Annotated in this window: 9 protein-coding genes and 1 pseudogene; 1 reads left to right on the forward strand and 9 read right to left on the reverse strand. The window is 66.5% G+C overall.

The genetic code is table 11. The annotated features are described in order from the left end of the window. Window positions 1-80: 80 nt before the first annotated feature. From AB8A24_RS13150 to AB8A24_RS13185, 8 genes are all read right to left on the reverse strand, one after another. Window positions 81-3680, reverse strand: coding sequence for a hypothetical protein (locus tag AB8A24_RS13150; RefSeq protein ID WP_369475687.1), 3600 nt, complete (start codon window positions 3678-3680; stop codon window positions 81-83). Between the two features lie 44 nt (window positions 3681-3724). Next, entirely contained in the window at window positions 3725-6016 is a 2292-nt protein-coding gene (locus AB8A24_RS13155; RefSeq protein ID WP_369475689.1) for a hypothetical protein, read from the reverse strand. Window positions 6017-6070: 54 nt separating this feature from the next. Further along, on the reverse strand, window positions 6071-6970 hold the full coding sequence (locus tag AB8A24_RS13160; protein ID WP_369475691.1) for a hypothetical protein: 900 nt from the start codon (window positions 6968-6970) through the stop codon (window positions 6071-6073). Between the two features lie 222 nt (window positions 6971-7192). Then, entirely contained in the window at window positions 7193-7390 is a 198-nt protein-coding gene (locus AB8A24_RS13165) for a hypothetical protein (protein WP_369475693.1), read from the reverse strand. Window positions 7391-7711: 321 nt separating this feature from the next. Then, window positions 7712-8665: a DUF3945 domain-containing protein gene (locus AB8A24_RS13170; protein WP_369475695.1), complete on the reverse strand. Its 954-nt coding sequence runs from the start codon at window positions 8663-8665 to the stop codon at window positions 7712-7714. A 357-nt stretch (window positions 8666-9022) separates the two neighbouring features. Further along, window positions 9023-10192, reverse strand: coding sequence for a hypothetical protein (locus AB8A24_RS13175; protein WP_369475697.1), 1170 nt, complete (start codon window positions 10190-10192; stop codon window positions 9023-9025). Next, a complete protein-coding gene (locus tag AB8A24_RS13180; RefSeq protein WP_328964201.1) occupies window positions 10189-10596 on the reverse strand; it encodes a hypothetical protein in 408 nt (135 codons plus the stop codon). Before AB8A24_RS13180 ends, AB8A24_RS13175 begins: the two co-directional genes overlap by 4 nt. 176 nt (window positions 10597-10772) lie before the next feature. Continuing rightward, window positions 10773-11348 carry a hypothetical protein gene (locus AB8A24_RS13185; RefSeq protein WP_369475698.1) on the reverse strand — a complete coding sequence of 192 codons (576 nt, stop codon included), beginning with the start codon at window positions 11346-11348 and terminating at the stop codon, window positions 10773-10775. A 978-nt stretch (window positions 11349-12326) separates the two neighbouring features. On the opposite strand from AB8A24_RS13185, the gene AB8A24_RS13190 reads away from it, so the two are divergent. Then, the gene (locus tag AB8A24_RS13190; protein WP_328964203.1) at window positions 12327-12611 is read left to right on the forward strand and encodes a hypothetical protein; all 285 of its coding nucleotides are present in this window, start codon (window positions 12327-12329) and stop codon (window positions 12609-12611) included. Window positions 12612-12990: 379 nt separating this feature from the next. Here the strand turns inward: AB8A24_RS13190 and AB8A24_RS13195 are convergent. Beyond that, window positions 12991-13630, reverse strand: a pseudogene (locus AB8A24_RS13195) (IS5 family transposase); the annotation flags it as partial. Between the last annotated feature and the right edge of the window lie 322 nt (window positions 13631-13952).

Consider the following 13952-nt stretch of genomic DNA (forward strand, 5'->3'; position numbering starts at 1 on the left):
CTCAAAGGGCGACGCACCCGGTGAGGATGATCGTTCTCACCGGGTGCGTCAGGCCTCCACGCTCGCCCTCGATCGGACGATCAGTCCCCCTCGCGCCGCTGCCGCTGCCGCGGCTTCGGGGTCTCCACGCTCTGAGGGGTCGGATCGGCAACCCGAGGCGGAGGCGGAACCGGAGCCTGCCGCGGCGCAGGAGCCGTCGCAGGAGCCGGTGCAGGAGCTGGCGGCCGCGGAGCTTGAGCCGACGGGGCGGGCGTCGGGCGCGGCGGCGACGCCGGGATCGAACCCGGCTGATGCGCTGCATGTGTCCGAGCCGGAGTCGGAGTCGGCGCTCCAGGGGTCGACGTCGACGTCGGGATCGAACCCGGCTTGCGCGTTGTCGGTGTCCGAGGCGGAGTCGGCGCTCCAGGGGTCGACGTCGACGCCGGGATCGAACCCGGCTTGCGCGTTCCCGGTGCCCGAGCCGGAGCCGGCGCTTCAGGCGCAGCCGGATTCTGACCCACAGCCGGGGCGCTGGCCCCTGGCTGCCTCGGAGCCGAGGCACCGTCGCCGCGGGCGTTGATGACGGACAGCGGCCGGTCACCGTTCGCCTGCGCCACGGCCTGCTCCTGCTGTGCCAGCGGCCCGATGGAGGTCTGGGCCTGAGCCGGGGGAGGGGTGCCCTGAGCGGCGCGTGTCCGACGCGTGCTCGGCGCATCCGGGTGCGTCGGAGCAGGACCCGGGGCAGGCACAGCGTCGCCGCTGAAGTGTTGCGGTGCAGCCTGCGGGTTGCCGCCCTGTTGGTTCTGCGCACCCTGGGAACCCGTGCCGAACTGCGTCGGTCCCGTCTGACCGGCGACAGCCTTACCGTTTCCGCTGGTCGGGACAGAACCTGCGCCGCCGGCGCCGCTCTGGCCCTGAGCATCACCACGAGAACTCGACGGCTCCGTCGACGAGGAAAGTACCTCACCGCGGATGACCTTGTCCGCGCTGTACCCGAGGTTCGAAAGGCCACCCTGGTTGCTCAGACCCTGCGCCGTCTGCTTGTCCGAGTGCGAGCTGCCCGCTCTGCCACTCGTCAGCTGCAGCGGACCACCCTTGTCGGTGTGTCCGTCGCGACCGGGCGTGCCCAGAGCACCGGCGGGACTGATGCCGCCCGGCAGAGCCTTGACGCCGTCACTGCCGCCGCCGGAGCCACTACCACCAGGACCACCATCGAGCGCCGGACTGTCCGGGCCATCCGGTCCGTCCTGCCCGCCACCCTCGAGGGCCAGCTGCTGCTTACCGGACGTCAACTCCATGGCGTCACCGTTCGTGCCGCCGGCGTTCGTCGACGCCGTCTTGCCCGTGGGCTTGCCTGTGGGCTTGCCCGTGTTCGGGGACGCCGGACCGCTGGTCTTGCTGTCGAACCCGTTGGCGAGCTTGTTGCCCATGGCCATACCCGCGCCGGCCCCCGCACCCGAGGCCAGAGCCGGCATCAGCCCACCCTTGTCCGGCTTCGGCGTGCTGTTCGTCTCGAGGAACTTGTCCACGAGCTTGGTGACCACCTCGTCCATCGCCTGCAGCACTGTCTTGCGCACCCGTAGCAGGGCGAAGGTGATGCCCATGATCATCAGCGAGGAGATCAGGGTCAGGACCACCACGATGATCCCGCCGAGCGCAGGGCTGCCCCACAAGCCACCCGGGCTCATGAAGCTCGACACGGGGCCGGCCAAGATGTCCGGGACCGAGATCAGGAACTCCGAGACGAACTGGTAGACGAACAGCGTGACGAGGACTTCCAGGATCATCGCCGTGGAGTAGACGATCACCTTGGCGATCGCCTGCATGGCACCCAGCGTCGCGAACGGTACGGCGGCCACCAGGCCGAAGGTCCGCTTGATCGCCCCGGCCAGCATGCCGATGGCGTACCAGAAGCCGAGCAGGACGATGGAGCCCAGGACCGTGGCCGAGTTGCTCCAGTACATGAACTTCGCCGGCCCCGTGCCCACCTGGCTGACGGCCATGTGGTTCTCGCGGGTGAACCCGCTGGTGGCGTTGTTCGACGAGTACATGGCCAATGAGCTGGGGTTGAACCCGGTGTTGAGGTAGTTGTACGCCGCCAGGGGAGACAGGTTGCATGAGGAGGGTGTCTTGCCCACCGCAAAGCCACAGCCACCCTTCGTCCCCCTCGTGGTGAAGACCGTCGAATCCTTACCGGGACTAGAGGAGGTCAAGCCCGTACCGTCGGTCGAGATCACCGGGTGATCGACCGGCTTCGGCCCGTTCTCCTCACCGAACTCCTTCACGTCGCCGTAGCTTTTCTTCTCGACAAACCAGAGCTTCTTGGTATCCGAGCTCTCGTCCAGCTGCGTGATCGAGGTCTTGATCCCCGACTCGAAGTCGGAGGCTGCGATCTCGTTGCTCGCGATGTACTTGCCGATGATCCCGAAGGTCGAGAACACCGCTTTGAAGTCGTCCGAGGCACGGCCTCCGGTGACGGAGACGGTGCCGTCCTTCCAAGCCGACTCGGCGTCCTTGGCCTTCGTCCCGATATTGATGCCGTTGAACGTCGCCCCGTGGGACTGCTTGTTGATCGCCAGCGCACTCGTGCGCACAGCCATCATCGCGTCCGGGCTGGCCTGGTCATCGTTCCAGGAAACAGTGGCCTCTTCCGGAATCCCCAGGCGGTCGTTCATCATCCACGCCTCGAAGTCGACGTACGTGCTCAGCACGACGCGCGTCGGGCCGGCGTGTTGGCCAAGAACGGAGTCGTCGAACTTTCCGAGCACACTGGAGTACATCGACCCGACGAGCGGCAGGCCGACGCCGATGAAGACGACGCGCACGATGAGCTTCTTGATCGCCGAGCCCCGGTCCATCTTCTTGAACATGACCAGGCCGATGAGCAGGACGCCGATGAAGATCGGCACGAGCGCCTGCCACGAGATATCGACGAGCAAGCCGTACCAGCCGCTTACCCAGTGCTGCAGACCCAAGAGCGGGCCGCCTCCGGTATCGCCTCCGGTCATACCCTCGGCAAAAGTCGGATTCACCGCCGCGACCGCGCTGTAGAACCACACGAAGGGGTTGATGAGCTTCAGGAACTGGATGATGACGTAGAACAGCGTGCCGACCGCCAGCGCCAGGGCGTAGAGGACCCAGATGATCGACCCCCCGATCACGCTCACGATCTGGCCGCCGATGCCCGAGGACATCGTGTCCAGGCCAAGGTCGTTGTTGGCCGCCCCGAAGTGCGCGTAGTCGAGCATGCCCGAGTACTTGGCGTTGCCCTTGCCGTCTTTCGCGGCCAGGGTCTCGTAGGTGACGGTCTGCGAGGACCCCGACACCTCGGCGAAGAACCAGCCCACGATGTCGCCCAGGCTGAACTCCGGGTCGGCGTAGCCGAGAATGGAACCGCCCGAGGCCGGGCTGGACGTGACCGGCTTCCAGTTCTCGTGCATGCCCTTGTCGTTCTGCGGCGAGTTCTTCTCGCTGAAGTACGAGCTCGCGTTCGAGGCCAGCTGGTAGAGGCTGTAGTTGTCGGGCTCCTTCTTGTCGTCCGCAGACGCCGGCGAAGACGTCGCCATCATGAAGACCGGCACGAGCAGCGCCGCCAGGAGCATGAGGGCGAGCCCGTGCGCGAGCCTGCCCGGGCGGACTGCCCCCACGCTGTGGCCGGCCCAGGCACGCAGCCTCGCCACCGCCGTGATCGTCCCGTTCATGGTCTCTCCTCTACTCCTCGTCCTCGTATCAGTGCTGACCTCGCTCATGTCTTTTCCAGCTTCTTGGGCCTGGGCCTTGTTGCTGGTCGCTTTGCGTTGTTCTCGGGATGCCGCAGGCTCTTGCCGTCGTTGCGCTTGATCGCGTCAGCGTGGCCCGCGTCAGCCTCACCGCCGTCGCCCTCGCTGTGCTTCCGGACGCTGGTGAGGTTCGCGCCCGGTGCCGGCTTGTCGTGCATGATCGAGTCCATCCGCGCCGTCTCTTCGGCCCTGGCCGCCTCCCGTCGGACCTGCCTGCGTTGGGCCTCGCGGTAGGGGTTGATCCCCAGTGCCAAATCCAGGTGAAAGACCACGTTGGAGACGCCCCGGCGCAGGTACGTGAGGTTCTCGTCCTTGGTCGTGATGAGCCGGGCGAGATCCGGCGGGATCCGCTGGTGCAACTGCTTCTGGTACTCCGCCACTGTTTTGTCGCGCATCGGGCCGAAGAGCGTGTAGTCCGCAGCGTCGAACTTGTTGAAGTCGCTGTCGGCCAGCATCTTGTCGACGTCGTTGTAGCTGTAGACCACCCGGCCGCCGCGCTCGTGCATGTGGTCGAACTGGTCCTTGAGGTACTTCTTCACCCGGTCGTCGATGTGCTCGGTGCCGTGGATGATCACCGTGTCGCCGAGCCCCAGCTGGCCGACGGCGAAGCCGACGATGTTCACCAGCTGCGCCATCGCCACGCCCTTGCCGCGGCGCATGAGCCGCGAGAAGTCGTAGACCACGCGCCGCGAATCCCGGACCCCGTCCACGGCCGAGGCCGTGTGGTTGTTGAACAGGTCGCCGTTGGTGCTCAGCATCGCGTTGGCGATGCCTCTGAGCACGTTGTAGGCGCGCAGCTGGTCCGGGTCGGTCTTGCTGGAGTTCAACAGCGCCTTGTGCGCGGTCGCCAGGTAGGAGACGAACATCTGAAGACGCGGCACCTGGGTGTGCGGGATGTTCACCACGCGCAGGCGGTTACGCTGCTCCTTGGCGTTGTGCCGCCACATGCCCTGCTCGATGTAGAAGTCCGTGGCAGTGTCTTCGAGGGCACTGCGGATGATCGAGCCCACGGCACCATCGGTGCTCTCGTAGAGCTGCTCGAACATCAACTTGAGCTTCTCCATCTGCGCGGAGAAGACCGTCAGCTCGTCCTCCTCCTCGCCGAACATTTCGAACATGTTCACGTCGCCCTGATTCAGGTCCACGCGGGAGGTGAGCCGCTCGAACCTCGGGCCGAGCTTGTCGAGGTTCGCCCCGTCAAGGACGAGGTGGACGACCTGGCCGTTGTTCAGCAACGTCGCTTGCGAGATCTTCGAGCACCACATGTTGGCCACCCGCTGGCGGTCGAGGTACTCGCTGAGGGTGGCGTCGGCGACGATCACGTGGTGGTCGTAGGCGTTGACGTCCATGAGCACGGCGCTGTTGTTGACGTCGCCGACCATGTAGCCGACGTACTCGCCGCCCTTGTCGTTGAGGCCGTTGGTCACCAGCGAGTACGAGCCGGCCAGCTCGGTCGAGGTGAAGTGGAAGCCCTTGCCCTTCTTCTTCTCGTTGTTCTTCCACAGGCTCGAGAGCTCCTGGCGCTGCTCGCCGGCGTAGGGCGCAGCCTTCAGCGTGCCGAAGCGGTCGATGTACAGGCGCGTGACCCGGTCGATCGTGTCGTCCAGGGTCGTAAGGTCCGGGGCCTTGAGAAAGAGCCGGTTGTGCACCGAGAGGTAGCTCGCGCCGTCTTGGAGCTCTCCGATCGTGACCCCGAGGTCACCGGAGATCTTCGCGGCCTTGCGCTTGGAAGAGGTCGTACCCGTCTCCTCCTGCTCGTTGGCATCGAGCCGTTCCAGCTTCTCGGACTGTTTCGTATAGGAGTCGATCCACTTGTCGTCCATCCGCTTGACCTGCTCGAGCACGACCGCGGTGACCCGCTCGTCCAGGCCGTCCGGGATCCGATCGATGCCCCAGAAGGCGGCGAAGTTGTCGTGCGCGGCGTCGTCGTGGAAGTACGCCAGGATGCAGGCGACCGAGCCGTCGACCTCGAAGTAGTCGGAGCGGAAGAGGTACTTCTCCTTCGGCTTCAGCGCGAGCAGGTGCGGATAGGCGCCGAATGTGCCCTGGAGGTGCTTCACCTCCCGGCGACGCTGCCACCAGTTCTTCTTCGGCTCGGCGGCTTCGTCGGCCACGCCGTGAGCTGCCGCGGTGTTCCGCACGCCCTCAGCCTGAGCAGCGTCGTCCGCGGGCAGATCACCGACCAGGAGCTCCGCGCTCTCATTCGTCTCGTCAGGCTTCTTTCCCGGGATGCCGAGCTGTGCCCGGACTTTCGTCATCAGCGCCATGGTGTCCTTCGTTCGTTCCTCGTCGTGTGGGTCGGCCTGGCGCTGTCAGTTCAGCGACGTCTTGAGATCGAGCAGTTCGTCGTCGATGCCCTGGTAGAAGACCCGCAGCATCGGCTCGGCCTCCTCGCGGTCGAGCATCGCGGCTTCCTTGATCATGAGGGTGGAGCCGCCGACCTCGGCCTGGAGGACTTGGTGTCCCTTGCGCAGTGCGTCGGTGTTCTTACCCTTGAGCAGCAGGTACTGGTGGATCGAGGGGAACTTCCCGCCCACGTGCTGCGTGAGGATGTCGTACTGCTCGTTCTGCAGCTCGATCAGATCGGGGTCACGGATCTGAAGGGCCTGGTTGCGCTGCTCCAGGTTCGCCACCTGGTGGTAGATCCGCTGCGGCTCCTTCGTTGTGATGAAGCTGTGCTCGCAGGCCGTCTCGACCTTGCGCCAGAAGGAGTCGACCCGGTCGAGGATCCCGATCCGGTCCTCGTCGAAGAGCAGATAGCTCGCTGAGCCGACGACCAGGTAGACCCGGCCTTCGCCGCCGTCGGAGAAACGGATCAGCCCGTCCTCGTCGATCCCGTCGATGCCGACGATCGAGTAGAAGTCCGTGGGGTTCGAGCTGCGACGGGTGAGGACGTGGCGGGCCGTGCGGGGCAGATACGCAAGGAAGGCCGGCACCCGCATGATGCGCAGCTCCTTCGTCTTCATCAGCCCGCCGAAGTAGGCGATCGCCGCCAGTCCCCAGAGGACGAAGAACGCGATGGCGACTGGGCCCGAGCTCGCGACGAACGTCGACGTGCTGAACCACAGCAGGGCGAGGATGCCGCCGGCGAAGAAGAGCAGCTGCTTGATCGGGGAGGGCTTCGCCGCCCAGCCGCCCTTGCTGAGCGTGATCTCGTGATCCAGAAAGCTCCTGTTCAGCGAACTTGGCACCTTGTAGGACAGCTTCGCCATGAATCTCCCATCCCCCTTGCGACCGCAATGGCCATTGCTCGACCTATCGAGAAGTCTTCATACATGAGGCGCGCGAATGGCATCCTATCTTAGATAAGCCATTCGAAACGAGCGCGAAAGGGGCTCGGGTGGTGGCGTGGGGCGAGTCTGACTAGTGGATCCGGGTCATCGAGTGTCGTTTGGGCGGCTGACAGATCAGTCGCACCGCGGAAGCGGTGACGCTCAGTCCATCGCTTCCGCCTCGAAGCGCGGAACGTCGTCGCCTAGGCCGAGCACGGCCAACGCATCGGCGGAGCCGCTCTGGTCGAGGCCTTCCTGACGAACCGGCATCCCGTCGAGCACTGCCTGCTCCGAGTGCCGAGGGGGTGTGTGCCCGGCGCCGCGCAGCGTCTCCTTGGCCGGATCGAGCACCGAGAACACTCGCGCGTGGTGCACTTGACGCACCACGCGCGCATACACCAGAGCGTCGGGGTGCCGGCCGTGGCCGTGACGAGCCGCTGGACCGGCCCCGGGACCGCCGGCGCCTCGTGGTGCAGGCGCTCGCTCAGCAGGGCGAGCTGCTCGTTCAAACCCTCCAGAGCCCGGACGGATCCCGCTGCGGGTGCCGCGCCGGCATCCTGAAGTCGTCCAGCTACACGATTTCGCGCATCGTTCCCATCGCATCCTCGTTCCTGTCGTGAAATGGCGGCAGCGGGCCCCGAGGTCCGGGACCCGCTGCTACTCGTCAGTGCCCGGCCGACATCAACCGAACGACGGGACGATCTTCTTCTTGCCGCCCTCCTTCTTCCAGGAGATGCGGGCGTCGAAGGTCTTGCCCTTGGCAGAGACGAAGCCCGTGCCCTGGATGGTCTTACCGGCCGCCAGGTCCTTGCGCTGCGCATCGGTGAAGGTCACCTGGCACCAGGACCGAGGTGGCTCGTCGTCGGAGCCGAAAACAGGGGTGATCTTCCTGGCCTTCGCGTCCCAGGTGACCTTGCAACCGAAGGTCCCGCCAGTCCGCGCGCTGACGAAGTCGTCGATCTCCAGCGCCTGGCCCGCCAGGAGCGCCGCGACCTCCGCCGGCGTGAACGTCCGGCCAGACCACTTCGTCGGCTTGTCCGGCACCTCCAGCTGGAACCCGACGAACTTGCGACCCTTGAAGGCGCCGACGCCGAGCGCACCGGTGGCCGGGAAGGGCTTGTTCTCCTTCGGCCTCGCCTCGAACGAGATCGTTTCGCCCGCGAGCAGCTTTGCCACCTCGTCATCGCTGAACTCGTGGCCCGACCAGACCTTCTTGAAGGCGACCTTCGTCGGGCCACCTGGCGCGGCCTGCCACACGCCCTCGGCGCGGGCGGCGCCGACCTGCTCCTCCAGGCCCAGCTCGGCGCGCATGGACGAGGCGTTCTTCGTCATCGTGGCGATGTCCTCGCGCACCCAGTCGGCGACGACGGCCAGGCGCTCCTCGGCGGTAGCGATCCCGGCGGCGATGTCGCGCATGTCGGCGTAGACCTTCTCGGTGAGCCCGAGATCGCCGATGCGCGTGCCCGGCAGGAGCCTCCAGCTCATTTCGCCGGCCTGCGCCAGCCTGAGCTTTTGTCCCTTCTCGGTCAGCAGCGGGTACTTCGCCTCGTCGTTGGTGACCTCCGAGTACGTCGAGGTGCGGGTCGCACCCGTACCCACGTCGCGCTTCTCCAGCTGCTTCATGAGCCACTTCATCGTCGGGTGCTCGGGGCGCTCGTTCGCGCCCTCGAAGATGAACGGCTCAGCGTTCCGGCCCAGGCCCTTGCCGGACCCGTTCCCGTCGCCCTCGTCCGCCCGTCGACGCGTCTTCCCGGAGCTTCGAGGGGATCTCCTGCTCGCTCCGGTAGCGGCGCTTGAACGCCCACGCCCCTTCGCGCTGCGTCCGGCATCCGCGCGGCGCGTCCTCGGGGCGCGAGGCCGGCGCGGCCATACCCGTACACCGCGGAGTGCAGTACGAGCCGAGGCACACCCGGGTCCTGGACGCAGAGACCCGACAACCCCACGCCTTGCAGCGCTGACGGACGGGAAAGAGCTTCTCCCTGCTCGTCGCGGTCATCGGAACGGCCGCCCTTCCCGCTCGCGTTCGAGCCTCAACTGCTTCCTGGTCGCCTCACGGGCCATGTCCCGGAGATGGATCGCCTCCTTGTGCGTGATCGGCGCGTCATGAAGGTTGTGCGAGCCCCGCAGGAAGTTCTCCGTGCGGTCGGCGATGGAGTATGCGAGCGCCTGCTCGATCACCGCGCTGGTCTGGCGCACCTCGCCCAGCTCGTCGCGCAGCTTGCGCAACAACCCGTCCCGCTCGCGTTCGACAGCCTCGATGCTCATCAACCGTGTCAACACGCCGCCCAGCAGCGGGTCGCGGGAGCGGAACAGCTCCACGGCGCGCTCGGTGGCAGGATCGGCATCAAGGTGCAGGTCGAGCTGTGCCAACAGGAACGCCATCACCAGCGTGCCCTGGCTCAGCCGCCGGCTGAACCCCCGAGCGGCGCTGTCGCTCACGCCCAGCTCACGGACTGCGGCTGCTCGCAGCTGCTCCCGCAGCGCGTTCATGACGCTGTCGGGCAGTGCCTTGATGTGCGGCTGGCTCTGCACGCCGGCGAGCCGGAAGCCCGACTGGGGGAGCGCGGCGGTCTCGGCTGTACTGCCCGAGCCCCCCTTCGAGGGCGCGCTCTGCACGGCGCCCTGATCACCGGTGAACTGCGGCGATCCGGGCCCCACCCGCTCGGGTTCGTCCGGTGCGGCGACGCCGTCATGAGCAGCGATTTCGGCTGTAGCAGCGCCCTCCACGTCCGGCTGTGCCCCGGGAGCGGAAACGGCATCGGCCGCAGGACCCGCCGGCACACCGCCCGGGAGCACCCCGTCAGCGGTGTTCTGTCCGCCGCCGGCGCCACCGCGCTGATCGGATCGACCGGCCCGCTCGGAGTCGCCAACGTCGGGCTCGCGGTCCGGCTCCAGGTTCGGGCGATCTGTTTCGGCTTCCCCATCGAGATCAGCCTGCGGACCTTCAACCTCGAGTTGGGAGTCGATGTCGCCGGTCTCATCGAACTGCGCCTCCGGCTCGGGTGTTGCCGCCTCAGGCTCAGGCGGTGCGGCCTGAGCCTGGACGCGCTTCAACTCCTCGCTCCCACCACGCCGGTAGGCGTCGAGGAAGGACGTGTCCACATCCATCACCTCGTCGGTGGGCGTGGCCGCCTCCAGCATCTCTGCGAAGTCCCGGTTCATACGAGCTCACCGTCCTCCTCGTCGAGCAGGTAGTTGTCGCCGCGGGTGAGCCCGATCAGCGAGTCGAAGCCCGTGGTGACGACGCGTTCGAGGTTCGCCGAGTTCGTGGCCAGCGCCGCGACCTGATCGACGAGCTCGTTGAGCCGCGCGATCTCCAGGGTCGGCAGGTCATAGTCGAGGTTCTCGCGCCGGATCTTCTCGACCACCGCCTCGGCCACGTACTCGCTCACCGAGGAGAACCCGCGCTTGTCGGCCCAGTACTCCGCGCGCTGCTTGTCGTCCGAGCTCAGCCGGACGAACATGCCTTGGCGGCCACCGCTGCTGCTCTGTGTCCCGCCCGGCAGCTTCTTCTTCGCGCCGCGCACAGGTTGCGTCGTCTTTTCCAACTCGTGTGCGGCAGTCATCTGCGGCTTCTCCATGCCTTGCCAATCCGTGAAGTCGCCTTATCGACGCTAGTGGATAAGGCATCTGCCACTCTCTATGTTTCCTGTCGAGCATCGGTAGAGTCGAAGACGTGCCCAGTCGCCCCCCTCGCCACGCATTGCCGCAGCCGGTGGTCCTCTGTCTGATGGGCGCCCGCTCAGGAGGCGGGCAGGGGAGTTGGCGTCGCGTTCGTCGTGCAGTCGACAAGTTCCTGGGTGAACCTCGGGGACTGCCAGATCGCCTTGTCCTTGTCGTTCGGCAGGTGTTCGACGATTGACCCGGTGCCGAGCGGCGCACCGCCGGCGAAGAAGTGCAGCGCCTCCTGGCCGAAGCCTGCCTTGTACACCAAGGTCGACAGACACTGGCCGGCCGCCGCGTAGGTCTTCTTCTGGCTCTCGTCACGGGCGTAGGAGGAGAACATCGAGACCAGGCCCTTGGTGAGCTCGATGGACGAGCTGACTGGCTGATCCGCCCGGACTGGGTATGCCGGCTTCAGGTTCGGCTTGCCCACCACTGGCTTCGCGGCTGCCTCCGGCGGCGCGTAGTTCTGAGCCTTGGGGCTACCGCTGTCCGGAAGTGCGGCCTCGCTGATGCATCCGTCGAAGTCCTTGCGCAGTGAGCGCGAGGCCAGGAGCGCGGCGTCGTCCTCGCTCACCTTGTTCAGTCCGCCGATGACTGTGCCTATGTCGTCGCTGTCGGCCTTGACGATGTAGGCCAGCGCCTTCTCCGACATTCCCGCCTTCCGCACTGCGCTAGCCAGGCACGCTCCGCCGTCCTCTCCGGAGCTCCCGGCGCCTTGGAAGGCGAGCTTGTCCAGCGCCTTGCTGAGAGCTTTGTCAGCGACCTTGGCTGCGCTTGCGGTCGGGCTTGATGCAGGCGATGGCTGTGCCTCCTTGGCCGTTCCGCCGTTGCCGCTGGAGCACCCAACGAGCACGACGCCCGCAGTCAGCGCCGCAGTGGAGAGTCCAGCCTTCCCCGCCCTCCAGGTCCTCATCTCTTCTCGCCTCGCATCCCCTGTTGCCGACCAGTCTGATTGGATCCACTGATCTCTGAGGGTATCTCATTCGAGTGGTCATTGAATGATGGTCTGCGATGAGTCAGGATGTCGCTAGATAGAGGATGTAGAGGCTGTGCAGAGCGGGACTCGGGCGCGCGGAGTGCCTGCGGGCCTGTTTGGCGCTTGGGGGTCAACAGAGCTGATCCGGAGAGCTCTGCGATGGCGCCGTGCGCGTGTCGGCTACGGGTGGCCCCTGTCGGGCGGCTGTTCGTGGGCTTCTCATCTCCTCCCACGAAGGACTGCTCGCCATGACTGCTGTTGCTTCTGATCGGACCACCGCCGACGTCGATCTGCTGACGCTCACGCTGCACGTGAGTGATGAGCACAAGACCTGGTACCGACCGTCTTCGAGGGCGAGGACCCGGTCTACGTCGACAAGCAGGGCGCAGCCTGGCTGGGGGAACTGCCGTGCCTCGCAGTCGATATGGACGACTCGACCTGCTGCGGTCGGCTCCCTCGGACCTTCAACGCAGTGCTCGCGTCCATCGCCTGCGACCAGCAGCTCATGCAGGGGGCCACACTCTGACGCGCGTCCGCTTCCGGAAGGAGAGCGGCGGACATGACTATGCGTGCTGCGCACGTCCCCGCGCCCATGAAGCCAGGTCCGGTCGTCCTCCTCGCCGCCAACACCACCACGAAGGACGGAGACCCGACATGATGCTCGCGATCGGCGCGCTGCTCGGCTGCGCCGCCACTCTGCTCACCCTCGCCATCTGGCGCAGCCTGACCCGCACGCCGCACTGCGGGTGGTGCGCGACCGCCTCGAACTGGCCCACCTCCCGTCACGACGCCCTGCGCTGCCGCGGCTACGTCCAGGACCGCCGCCGCGAACGGCTGCGCGACATCAGGAACGGCCGCCCCGTCGAGGAGCCGAACCCATGGGGCGAGGCGTACCTACTCGAAGAAGAGATCGCCCAGCGAACGAAAGCCGACGCCTGAGCACCGAGACCACCACGGCCGCCGCCGACTTCGCCCAGGCGCTCGCCGAGCGGGCCGACGGATACCCGACCGACCCGCGGAGGGCACAGCGCCCGTGATCGCCACAGTCGCCGACCCGGCGACAGGCGAGCAGCACCCGGTCCCGATCGAGCCCGGCCAGCTCGACTGGGTGACCGCCCGGGTTCGGGGCGATCGGTCCACCTTCCGCTCCGCCCGGTGCCGCGGCAGTCTTTCACCCTGATCCGCCGGCTCGGTGTCGTGCCGTCCGTCATTCCTCGTCTTCGCAATGGCCCTGGTGGTCTGGTTCATCACCGCAACGCTCCGCGGGGTCAAGATCACGGATCTCGGATGGTCACGGCGTTCGGGGGGTGGTGTGGCCGATCCCGCGTCTACGCAGTTGGGCACGTATTGCGGGAGCTGTAGCCCTTGTCGCCCAGGACGTGGTCCGGGCGGGTTCGGGGTCGCCCGGGCCCGGCCCGGCGGACCTTGATGGTGTCCATGACCTCCTCGAAGCGGGGTGCAGTCGGCGGCGTTGCCGCCGGTGAGGACGAAGCCGAGAGGCCGGCCGCGGCCGTCGCGGGCCAGGTGGATTTTCGTGGTCAGTCCGCCTCGGGATCGTCCGAGGGCGTGATCACATATTTCGCCCCCCTGCCCTGCCCCTTTTTTCGGGCGCCCGCGGCATGCTGATGGGCCCGCGTGACCGTGGAGTCGACCGACACCAGCCAGTCGATGTCACCGGTCGCGTCCTTCTCGGCCTGGACCGCGGCCGGCATTCGCGTGAACGTCCCGTCCAGCGCCCACCTGCGGAAACGCGTGTACAGGGTCCTTCAGGGCCCGTACCGTGCCGGCACATCACGCCACGCCGCCCCCGTCCGCGGCTTCCACACGATCCCGTTCAGCACCCGCCGGTCGTCCAACCTTGGCCGTCCGGAGGACGACCGAGGCAACAGCCCGGACAGCGCCTCCCACTCCACATCCGTCAGCTCATGACGACGCACCATGCCGACATGATTTCCCATCAGAACCCTTTGAAGGCAAGCCCTAAAGCAGACCAAGTGAATGCCGAGCTAGGGGACATTTCGACGGGGTCTGGTCGGGAGTGGCCGGTAAATCAGCGAAGAACGCGAGTTTGATCGGCGAAGCCGATCCGGGACTGGGAATGACGAAGTGTTCGATCAGCGCGGCTGGTTCGGATGAAGCGTTGAGAGAGGAAATCATGTGATCGGCGGAGCCGATCCGGGTGGTGGCATGAGAGACAAGTGAATGTCTCAGCCCAAATCACTCAACTGCGCGCGGGCGATGTCATCGATCCGGGCGCTGTGTTGTGTGTTGAACCCATCG

It is taken from the genome of Streptomyces sp. BF23-19, from assembly GCF_041106355.1.
GTDB lineage: Bacteria > Actinomycetota > Actinomycetes > Streptomycetales > Streptomycetaceae > Streptomyces > Streptomyces virginiae_A.